11 protein-coding genes are annotated in these 9,734 nt (G+C 56.1%); all 11 read left to right on the top strand.

Translation table 11 applies throughout. The features are described from left to right. Positions 1 to 143, top strand: a 143-nt coding sequence (locus tag PHV74_07235; GenBank protein ID MDD5094155.1) for an IS630 family transposase, incomplete at its 5' end; no start/stop codon positions are given. 1 nt (position 144) lies between these two features. Further along, on the top strand, positions 145 to 522 hold the full coding sequence (locus PHV74_07230) for an NADH-quinone oxidoreductase subunit A (GenBank protein MDD5094154.1): 378 nt from the start codon (positions 145 to 147) through the stop codon (positions 520 to 522). 151 nt (positions 523 to 673) lie between these two features. Then, positions 674 to 1,147, top strand: coding sequence for an NADH-quinone oxidoreductase subunit B (locus tag PHV74_07225; protein MDD5094153.1), 474 nt, complete (start codon positions 674 to 676; stop codon positions 1,145 to 1,147). Then, positions 1,144 to 1,599, top strand: coding sequence for an NADH-quinone oxidoreductase subunit C (locus PHV74_07220; GenBank protein MDD5094152.1), 456 nt, complete (start codon positions 1,144 to 1,146; stop codon positions 1,597 to 1,599). The genes PHV74_07225 and PHV74_07220 overlap by 4 nt, the downstream gene beginning before the upstream one ends. 5 nt (positions 1,600 to 1,604) lie before the next feature. Next, positions 1,605 to 2,720 carry an NADH-quinone oxidoreductase subunit D gene (locus PHV74_07215; protein MDD5094151.1) on the top strand — a complete coding sequence of 372 codons (1,116 nt, stop codon included), beginning with the start codon at positions 1,605 to 1,607 and terminating at the stop codon, positions 2,718 to 2,720. Further along, positions 2,720 to 4,342 carry an NADH-quinone oxidoreductase subunit NuoH gene (gene nuoH / locus PHV74_07210; protein MDD5094150.1) on the top strand — a complete coding sequence of 541 codons (1,623 nt, stop codon included), beginning with the start codon at positions 2,720 to 2,722 and terminating at the stop codon, positions 4,340 to 4,342. The genes PHV74_07215 and nuoH overlap by 1 nt, the downstream gene beginning before the upstream one ends. 2 nt (positions 4,343 to 4,344) lie before the next feature. Next, positions 4,345 to 4,863, top strand: a complete 519-nt coding sequence (locus PHV74_07205) for an NADH-quinone oxidoreductase subunit J (GenBank protein MDD5094149.1) — start codon at positions 4,345 to 4,347, stop codon at positions 4,861 to 4,863. 1 nt (position 4,864) lies between these two features. Continuing rightward, a complete protein-coding gene (gene nuoK / locus PHV74_07200; GenBank protein ID MDD5094148.1) occupies positions 4,865 to 5,182 on the top strand; it encodes an NADH-quinone oxidoreductase subunit NuoK in 318 nt (105 codons plus the stop codon). 285 nt (positions 5,183 to 5,467) lie between these two features. Continuing rightward, positions 5,468 to 7,525: a proton-conducting transporter membrane subunit gene (locus tag PHV74_07195; protein MDD5094147.1), complete on the top strand. Its 2,058-nt coding sequence runs from the start codon at positions 5,468 to 5,470 to the stop codon at positions 7,523 to 7,525. Positions 7,526 to 7,548: 23 nt separating this feature from the next. Next, complete coding sequence (locus PHV74_07190) at positions 7,549 to 9,033, top strand: NADH-quinone oxidoreductase subunit M (GenBank protein MDD5094146.1); 1,485 nt, start codon at positions 7,549 to 7,551, stop codon at positions 9,031 to 9,033. Between the two features lie 37 nt (positions 9,034 to 9,070). Continuing rightward, on the top strand, positions 9,071 to 9,734 hold a 664-nt coding region (locus tag PHV74_07185; protein ID MDD5094145.1), incomplete at its 3' end, for a proton-conducting transporter membrane subunit.

Below are 9,734 nucleotides of genomic sequence, written 5' to 3'. Positions count from 1 at the left end.
TTGATCACATCTCCACGGTAACGAAAGAAGTCGAGGCATGGTGCAAGAGCAGAAACAATCTAAATGCCAAGATTAATTGGCATTTTACCATAGACGACGCCAGGGTAAAATTGAGACGGCTTTATCCGTCAATCATTACGTGACATGACACTAGGCACTCTGGGACTTTTTACTGCTTTAGCATTAGTATTCCCTTTCTTGCTTATCGCGCTCCCTCTTGTTCTCAGACGCGGTGGCGTGATTCCCCAGAAGCCCAGCAGCGTTAAGCAGGAGATCTATGAGTGCGGCATGAAACCGCTGGGTAATGGCTGGGCGCAGTTCAATTTCCATTACTACACCTTCGCTATTCTATTTGTTGTTCTGGACATCATGGCACTGTTCTTGTTTCCCTGGGCAGCGCATTTCCTGGGACTGAGCCGTTCGGCCAAGGTTTACGGGCTGGTGGGGGTGATCGTTTTCATCTCCATCCTGCTGATCGGCTTTTTGTATGCCTGGCGGAAGAAAGCGCTGGAGTGGAAATAGCATGCCGGATCAAGATCGTCTGATCATCCCTTATTCCAGCCAGGACGTTGACAAGGATGAGGGGTTAGCTATTAGAGACTTGATAGCCAGCTCCAGGGAGCCGATTCCCGATCCTGATGCGTGGCTCTCCGGGGTCGATCACGGCAATATCATGTTGACCACGGCCGATGCGGCATTGGGGTGGGCGCGAAAGCGCTCGCTGTGGCCGATGTTCTTTGGTCTGGCGTGCTGCGCCTTTGAAATGATGGCCGCTGCCGGCAGCCGGTGGGATATGGCCCGGTTCGGAATGGAAGTCATGCGGCCTTCGCCGCGCCAGGCCGACATGATCATCGTCTCCGGAACCCTTACGTGGAAGATGGCGCCTGCTCTGCGTCGGCTCTACGACCAGATGGCCGAACCTAAATGGGTGCTGGCGATGGGATCCTGTGCCATCAGCGGAGGCACATTCGCCCAATCCTACAGCGTGGTGCCGGGCGTAAACCGGATCATCCCGGTGGATGTCTATATTCCGGGATGCCCTCCGAGGCCGGAGGGGCTCTATCATGGCCTGATCAAGCTCCACGAGAAGATCCAGCAACAGGGATATCTCAAAGGGAACATCGGTCTGCCGAGGTTGCATCAGTGAAGCTCAAAGCGCTTATCGGGACCGAAGTAGCCGGCAAAATCACAGAGAAGATACCCGATGCTGTGGTTGAGAGCAGCGAAGCCACAGTTGTCATTGCACCGGGGAAAACAGTCGAGGTGATGCGTTTCCTCAAGGAGCCGCCGGATTTCGACTTCAACTATCTCAACGGCGTCACGGCGGTCGATAACAATGACCACTTTGAGATCGTCTATCACCTGACATCGATAACAATGAGACACACCCTGTGTGTTAAGGCGCGTGTTTCGGATCGGGAGAACCCGGGAATCGCCTCGATCACCGCCTTATGGCGGGGAGCGGAGTTGCAGGAGCGGGAGATCTTCGATCTGATGGGAATCCGGTTTATCGGGCATCCCAATTTGAAGCGGATCGTTCTGTGGGACGGATTTGAAGGGTATCCGCTCAGAAAGGACTTCGGTAAGCCGAAGGCTTAGGTGATATGCCGCTGAAAACTGAACTTGTCACGGTGAATATGGGGCCCCACCATCCCTCGACGCATGGCGTCTTCCGAATGCGGGTGACGCTGGATGGAGAAGTAGTCCGGGAAATGGAGCCAATGTTCGGCTATCTGCACCGGGGAATAGAAAAGCTGGCCGAAGGCCGCACCTATACCCAGAACATCCCTTTTACGGACCGACTCGACTATGTTTCCTCCATGGCGGGCAATTTCAGCTATTGCCTCAGCGTGGAGAAGCTGATGGGAATCGAGGTTCCGGAGCGGGCGGAATACCTCCGGGTGATCATGTGTGAATTGCAGCGAATGGTCAATCACCTGATCGCGGTAGGTTTTTTCCTTAATGATCTGGGCGCAATGATGACGCCGCTCCTGCTGATGTGGCGGGAACGGGAAAAAATCGTTGATCTTTTTGAGATGGCTTGCGGCCAGCGGCTGCTTTACAACTACATACGGATCGGCGGAGTGAGCCAGGATGTGCCGTCGGAGTTTGTTCCGGCGCTGGAGAAGTTTCTCGATGACTTTCCCGGCTACTTTCAGGAGTTTGAAGACCTGCTGAAAGGCAATGAAATCCTGCAGGCCCGAACCATCGGGACCGGCGTGATCTCTGCCCGGCAAGCCATCAACGCCTCGATGAGCGGGCCGTGCCTGCGCGCCAGCGGGGTGGACTGGGACCTGAGGCGCGACGATTCCTATTCGATTTATGATCGCCTGAACTTCGATGTGATCGTGGGCAAAAATGGCGATAACTATGATCGCTATCGGGTTCGCATGGCAGAGATCATGCAAAGCCATCGGATCGTCAGGCAAGCGCTGGCCAAAATGACGGACCTTTCTCCGGTATCCTCGGTAAGGGCCAGGATTCCCAAAGTGTTGCGCCCGCCGAAGGGAGAGGTTTATGCCGCCATCGAAGCGCCCAAGGGCGAGATGGGATTCTACCTGGTGAGCGACGGTTCGGCCAAGCCTTATCGTTGGCATGTTCGCGCCCCGGACTTCATCAACCTGGGGGTGCTGCGCGATATGGTGGTCGGCAGCAAGATCGCCGATCTGATCGTCACCTTCGGCAGCATCGATATCTGTCTGGCGAGTGTGGATCGATAATGATAGTTCTGCCGGAAGTTTCTCAGGCCGTTTCACCTGCCTCGTGGTGGCTGGATCGTCCGGTTTCTTCGGATTGGCCCTTCCACAATTTCTGGGCGCATTGGGCGGTCTTTGGTGTGGGCATCATTGCCGGTGCGCTGCTGCTGGTGATGGCCTTCATCTGGTTTGAACGCCGGTTTATGGGGCCTTTTCAACTGAGAATGGGGCCCAACCGCGCTGGGCCGTTCGGTCTCCTGCAGCCCGTGGCCGACGCGATCAAGATCATGATGAAGGAGGACGTGGTTCCCACGACCGCCGATAAGGTGGTCCATTTCATCGCCCCGATACTCATCTTCTTCCCGGTTCTTTTGATGTTTGCCGTCATTCCCATTCAGAACGGGGTGGGACTCATCCCCGATCTGAACGTCGGGTTGCTGTTCTTGGTGGCTGTCGGCTCCATCGAGACCATCGCTGTTTTCATGGCCGGATACGGGTCGAACAATAAGTATGCCACCATCGGCGCGATGAGAAGCGTGGCCATGATGATCAGCTATGAGATGCCGATGGCTCTGGCGGTGGTGGCCGTGGTGCTGGTGACCGGCACGCTCTCCTTGCAGGGGATCGTCACGGCGCAATCGGTGCCGTTCGCGCTCCTCTTACCGATCAGCTTTATCTTCTACTTCATCTGCGCGCTGGCAGAACTCCAGCGGACGCCTTTCGATCTGCTGGAAGCCGATTCGGAGATCGTCGCCGGATACCACATCGAGTACTCCGGGATGAAGTTTGCCATGTTCTATCTGGGGGAATATGCCGGCGCCATCATCCAGTCGGCCATCATCGTCACCTTGTTCCTGGGCGGCTGGAAAGGGCCGATATTGCCTCCGTTCATGTGGTTTTTCTTCAAGCTCTTTGCCGTCTTTGCCTTTATCGTGTGGACCCGGATGACCTGGCCTCGCGTTCGGATCGACCAGTTGATGGCCTTCGCCTGGAAATACATGCTGCCGCTTTCACTGGTCAATCTGCTGATGGTGGCCATTGAGACCATTTACTGGGACCCGGTTGGGTGGTGGCTGGTCCCTGTGAATATCGTTATCTCGGTTATCTTGCTGACTGGATGGGCGGCCATGTTCAAAGTCGCGGAAGGGCAGCGATTTGCTCTTCCTGTGGGGATCGGCTTGATGCAGGGGCTTCTGGTGACTCTCAAACATGCCACGCGCAAACGGATCACGGAGCAATATCCGGAACAGCGTCTCACCGTCTCCAAACGAACCCGGGGGCAGGAGCTGGTCTGGGACCCGGCTGCGTGTACGGCGTGTGCCGCCTGCGCTCTGGCCTGTCCTCACGGCGTTATCCAGATCAAGACGTCCAAGGGAGCCGACAACAAGAAAGTGATCGATCAGTTTGATATGGATGAAGGACTCTGCATCTTTTGCGGACTCTGCGTCGAGGCATGCCCGTCCAATGCGCTCTTCTTTGGCCGCAGCTATGAACGCTCCAGATATCGGCGGGAAGAGTTCTTTGTTCATGCCGCCGATCTGTCTTCGCCTGAAAAGGAGAAAAGCGCCTACCTCAAACCGGAGCTGGAAGAGGGCTTGCCGGAGCAGACGCTGTTGATTTATCGCAAACATAAGAGGCCTTTCTAGATATGGGTGTTGATATTGCTTTCTGGATTTTCGCAATTGTGGGCGTGATCGCTGCCATCGGAGTGGTGGCTCTGCGCAACCTGTTCCGGGCGGCGTTGATGCTGGTGTTGTGCTTCTTCACCGTCGCTGGAATCTATGCCAGCCTGAGCGCCGATTTCCTGGCGGTGGCCCAGGTGCTGGTCTACATGGGCGCCATCTCGGTGTTGATCATATTTGCCGTGATGCTAACCAAACAGCTCAGAAGCGGCAATCCTTTCAGCCGAGCCTGGCCTCTGGCTTTGGTGACATGCGCTTGTTTGATGGGGCTGCTGATCTTTGGCTTCGTCGATACCACATGGCCTTCTATCAACGCCTCGCAGGTCGATGCTGTGAATCGGGTCGCAGAAAACCAACCCACTACAGGACCGATCTCCGACGCCCTGTTCAATGAGAATGTGGGGTTCCTGCTGCCGTTCGAGCTTGCGGCAACGCTGATTCTGGCTGCCGTTCTGGGAGCCATCGCGCTGATGAGGGATAAGTAACATGGATGTAGGTCTGACTCATTACCTGGTCCTGTCGGCCATATTATTCTCCATCGGCCTCTTTGGGGCGCTTTCCAAACGCAATGCCATCGGGGTTCTGATGTGTATTGAGATCATGCTCAATGCGGTCAACATCGCGGTGGTGGCGTTTTCACGATATCTGGCGCCGGAAACGGTGATTCTGACCGGGCATGTCTTTGCTCTCTTCGTCATTGTGGTGGCTGCCGCCGAGGCCGCCGTGGGGCTGGCCATCGTGATTGCGCTTTACAAGAACCGGGAGACCGTGGATGTTGAGGAAGCCGATTCGATGAAAGGATAGTCTTTTGAGTTATCAGTCAGTAGGGGCAATCCTTGGCTTGCCCACACCGGAGGCAAAAGAAAACATGGATTCCGGATCAGGTCCGGAATGACAAGGTTAAGGGTGTGCAGAGGGCTTACCTCTGCCGGGGGTCTGCCCTCGACATGATCGGGGTTTTAGGGGTGTCCCCTAAGGTTGCACTTCTTCCCCCTCTTCCGGAACGAGAGAGGGGGATCGAGGGGGTAAGAGCAGCTTTCTCCAAAAGCGGAGGGCTGGAGCTGATCAAGGCTTAAATCTGGAAGATGTATGATACCTAATAGCGCCGTCTGGTTGATCATTTTCTTGCCGGTCATCGCGTTTTTGCTTAACGGCCTGGTAATGAGGCCGTTGGCGAAGGAAAAGAGCGCTCGCTATTCCGGCTATATCACCATTGCCTGTATCGCCGGATCGCTGGGACTTTCCATCTGGACAGTTGCCTCGGTGGCCGGTGAAGGCGCCCCGGAATTCCCCAGGCAGATCAATATCCACTGGCTATCCATCGGGCAGAATTTCGATATCGAGATCGGTTTATTGGTGGATAAGCTCTCAGCCATCATGGTGCTGGTGGTCAGCACCTGCAGCCTGATGATCCAGATCTATTCTCAGGGGTACATGAAGGGCGATCACGGTTACATGCGCTTTTTCACCTGGATGCCGCTCTTCACCGCCGCCATGCTGGGGGTGGCGCTATCGGGGAATCTGCTGTTCACCTTCATTTGCTGGGAACTGGTAGGATTGTGCTCTTACCTCTTGATCGGATTCTGGTATCATCGTCCCTCCGCCGCGACTGCTGCTAAGAAGGCATTCATCGTCACGCGCCTGGCCGATATCGGGCTGGTTCTGGCGCTGGTGGGGATCTACCACTCAATGAATGACACCGCTGTCAGCATGGGATACAACGTGTTCAATATCCAGCACCTTCCCGAGGTGGCCCATGCAGCGATCATCGGCGGCTTCCTGACCACGGGCGCATTCACCTGGATTTTGCTGGGCATCTTCGCCGGCGCGGCAGGCAAGTCCGGCCAGTTCCCGCTTCACGTGTGGTTGCCCGATGCGATGGAAGGCCCAACACCAGTCAGCGCGTTGATCCATTCTTCGACGATGGTCTGCGCCGGCGTGTATCTGATCGCAAGGGTGTTTCCTCTCTTTGCCATGCCCGATGGGGAGACTGCCGCGCTGGTGGTTGCCGGAGTTGGCGGATTCACGGCGATCTTCTCTGCCACCATGGGCATGGTGATGTACGATATCAAGCGAGTGCTGGCCTACTCTACCCTGAGCCAACTGGGATATATGATGTTGGGATTGGGAACGGTAGCCTATGGCGCGGCCAACGCTCATGATCCCGCCGAAGCCGCTCATCTGATGGAGATCGGTTTTGCCATCGGCATGTTCCACCTGTTTACTCATGCTTTCTTCAAGTCGATGCTGTTCCTTGCCTCGGGAAGCGTGAATCACGCCACCGGAACTTTCGACATGCGCTTGATGGGCGGCTTGCGCCGCCACCAGCCCTGGACCTTCGTCGTCTTCCTGATCGGATCGCTGGCTCTGGCCGGCATCTGGCCGCTGGCAGGATTCTGGAGCAAAGACGGCATCCTGTTCTATGCCTGGGAGAACACCCCGTGGTTCTTCTGGTTTGCCATGATCACCGTCTTCATGACGGCGTTTTACATGTTCCGTGTCATTTTTATGACCTTCTATGGGGAGTTCCGGGGCGGAGACCCGCTGGGGTTGCCTCACGCGGGCAAAGCTGAGGACGGCGCTCACCAGGAGGTTCATCCGCACGAGTCTCCGGCAGTGATGGTATGGCCGATGGTGGTGCTCTGCGTGCTGGCCATCGGGAGCGGCTGGGCCGTCGGATCGTTGAGCGCAGTCAAATTCCTCGGAGGGGAATGGCACGGCTTCTTTGCGCCGTTTACTAAATTTGAATTCAATGCGGAGCGCGGATTGCCGCTTCTGGGGTTGATGGTGGCGCTGTGTGGCATCTTCACTGCCTATGCGATCTACAGCGCGCAGTGGATATCCAACGAGGCCATCGGCAGGCTGTTCAAACCTGTCCGCACGCTATGGTATCGAAAGTATTACATCGATGAATTGTACGAAGATGTGCTGGTGAGGGGAGTGTTGATGAAGGGCGTTTTCGGGGCTCTGGCCTGGTTCGATACGGTTGTCGTCGACGGCATCGTGAATGGAGCGGCTGCTCTGGGACGCGGCCTTGGCGGTGTGTTGCGCAAGCTGGAAACGGGCCAGTTGCAGGAATACGGGATCGCGATGGGGTTCGGGTTGGTGGTGATTATGGCTGTGATCCTGATCGGGTTTCATTGGTAAGCTCTTAGGAGGATTGGTCGCACTTGGAAGATATCAACATCCTCTCAATCATACTGGGAACGGTCCTCTTCGGCGCGATAGCGGTGGCCCTTTTGCGCATCAGCGACAGGGGAATCAAGATCCTAGCGGCGGTCTTCACCGGGCTGGCCTTTGCGCTCTCGATTGCCATGTTCGCCAGCTTCGATCGATCGGTGGGCCTCCAGTTCATCGAGCGCTACACCTGGATCGAATCGATCCGCGCCGAATACTTCCTCGGAGTGGACGGCTTGAGCGCGCCTCTGTTTCTGCTGACCTCATTCCTGGGTTTCCTGTGCATTTTCATCTCGTGGAAGATCAACGAACGAGTACGGGAGTATTTTGCCTGGTTGTTGCTGCTGGAATTGAGCATCCTCGGTGTGTTTGCCGCCCAGGACTTCTTGTTGTTCCTCATCTTCTGGGAGATCGAGCTTGCCCCGATGTACTTCCTGATCTCGATATGGGGAACCAAACCCCCGCTGGGCAGAAGGGAATATTCCGCTTTCAAGTATCTGCTGTATACCTTGCTCGGCAGCGCGGGACTACTGGCCGGAATCCTGGTGGCCTATTTCGAGCTGGGCACTTTCGATATGACCCAGATGGGCGATCTGTCTGCCGGGGTCACCATCGGAATGCAAACCACCATCTTTTTCCTGATCTTCTTCTGCTTTGCGGTGAAACTGCCGATGTTCCCGTTCCATACCTGGCTCCCGGATGCCCACACCGATGCGCCCACTGCCGGCAGCGTGATGCTGGCCGGTGTGCTGATCAAAATGGGCGGGTACGGAATGATCCGCCTGGTGGGGGTCTTCCCGGAAGTGGCCAAGGATTATGCCTGGTTGCTGGTGCTTCTGGGGATCATCGGAGTGATCTATGGGGCAGCGGTCACCCTGCGCCAGACCGACCTCAAGCGGCTGATTGCCTACAGTTCGGTGAGCCACATGGGATATGTGCTGGTGGGTATCTTTGCCCTTCAAGAGGTAAGCCTCACCGGCGCCTCATTGCAGCTATTCAGCCACGGCGTGGTCACCGGCTTGCTCTTTGCTATGGTCGGGGTGGTCTACGATAAGACCCACGAGCGAAGGCTTCCCATGCTGGGAGGTCTTGCCCGGCAAATGCCGGTAGCGGCGGTGGTTTTCAGTATTGCCGGTTTGGCTTCCCTCGGTCTGCCCACCACCAGCGGCTTCGCTGCCGAGTTCCTGATATTCGTCGGCAGCTTCGATAGCAATGCGTTTGCAGCTGTCCAGATATTTGCCATCATCGGCATTCTGGGGATCGTGCTGACGGCTGGATATATTCTATGGATGATCGAGCGAACCTTCTACCGCGAGCCCTTGAGCCAGTTCGATCATCTTCCCGATGCCGATAAGAGGGAGCGTTTGGTGATGTTCTCTCTGATGCTGGCGATCATGGGGGTCGGGATATTCCCGCAGGTTCTTACCGACATCATCGATGTGGCGCTGGAGCCGACGGTGTCGGCTATTGGGTTGTGAGTATGAGGTTGATTCGCATAGTGATGAGGAGAAAGTCTTGGAATGGCATCTGATATCGCCTGAGCTGAGCATGGCCGTGCTGGCCGTACTGGTGATTCTACTCGACCTTTTTGTTCAGAACAAGCGGTATCTGGCGATCCTCAGCGCAGCCGGACTGATCGTACCGCTGGCCCTGAGCATCGATCTGTGGAACGAAGGCGGTCCGGCGATGAATAACATGCTGGCCGTCGACCAGTTTGCCCTGTTCTTCAATGTCCTGATCATCGGAGCGACGGCGATGGTGATCCTCTCATCGTGGGAATATGTTTGCACCAAGATCGAGCATCTGAGAGGGGAGTTCTATGCGTTGATCCTTCTCTCAGCGCTGGGGCTGATAGTTCTGGCATCCGCCCAGGAAATGATCACCATCTACCTTGCCCTGGAGCTTTCCGGCATGTCTCTGTACGCTTTGGTGGCGTTCCTGAAGGACCGCAAGTCCACCGAGTCGGGAATAAAATACATCCTGCTGGGCGCAATCGCTTCCGCCGTTCTGCTTTACGGGATGGTGCTGGTCTTCGGGTTGACCGCCAGCACCCATCTGGACGCCATCAAGGATTCCATCGTCGCCAACGGAATTCGGGAGCCGGCGCTTCTCCTTGGATTTGTGCTCATCGCAGCGGGGTTTGCTTTTAAGATATCGGCGGTGCCCTTTCACATGTGGG

The organism is Dehalococcoidia bacterium (genome assembly GCA_028711995.1).
Lineage (GTDB): Bacteria > Chloroflexota > Dehalococcoidia > SZUA-161 > SpSt-899 > JAQTRE01.
The sequence above is the reverse complement of the archived record's forward strand: the minus strand, read 5'-3'. Positions and strand labels throughout refer to the sequence as shown.

Bases quoted from the DNA above. Each gene is read 5' to 3' on its own strand.
- PHV74_07205 (MDD5094149.1), top strand. From the start codon at position 4,345: ATGGGTGTTGATATTGCTTTCTGGATTTTCGCAATTGTGGGCGTGATC.
- PHV74_07195 (MDD5094147.1), top strand. From the start codon at position 5,468: ATGATACCTAATAGCGCCGTCTGGTTGATCATTTTCTTGCCGGTCATC.
- PHV74_07215 (MDD5094151.1), top strand. From the start codon at position 1,605: ATGCCGCTGAAAACTGAACTTGTCACGGTGAATATGGGGCCCCACCAT.
- PHV74_07225 (MDD5094153.1), top strand. From the start codon at position 674: ATGTTGACCACGGCCGATGCGGCATTGGGGTGGGCGCGAAAGCGCTCG.
- nuoH (MDD5094150.1), top strand. From the start codon at position 2,720: ATGATAGTTCTGCCGGAAGTTTCTCAGGCCGTTTCACCTGCCTCGTGG.
- nuoK (MDD5094148.1), top strand. From the start codon at position 4,865: ATGGATGTAGGTCTGACTCATTACCTGGTCCTGTCGGCCATATTATTC.
- PHV74_07230 (MDD5094154.1), top strand. From the start codon at position 145: ATGACACTAGGCACTCTGGGACTTTTTACTGCTTTAGCATTAGTATTC.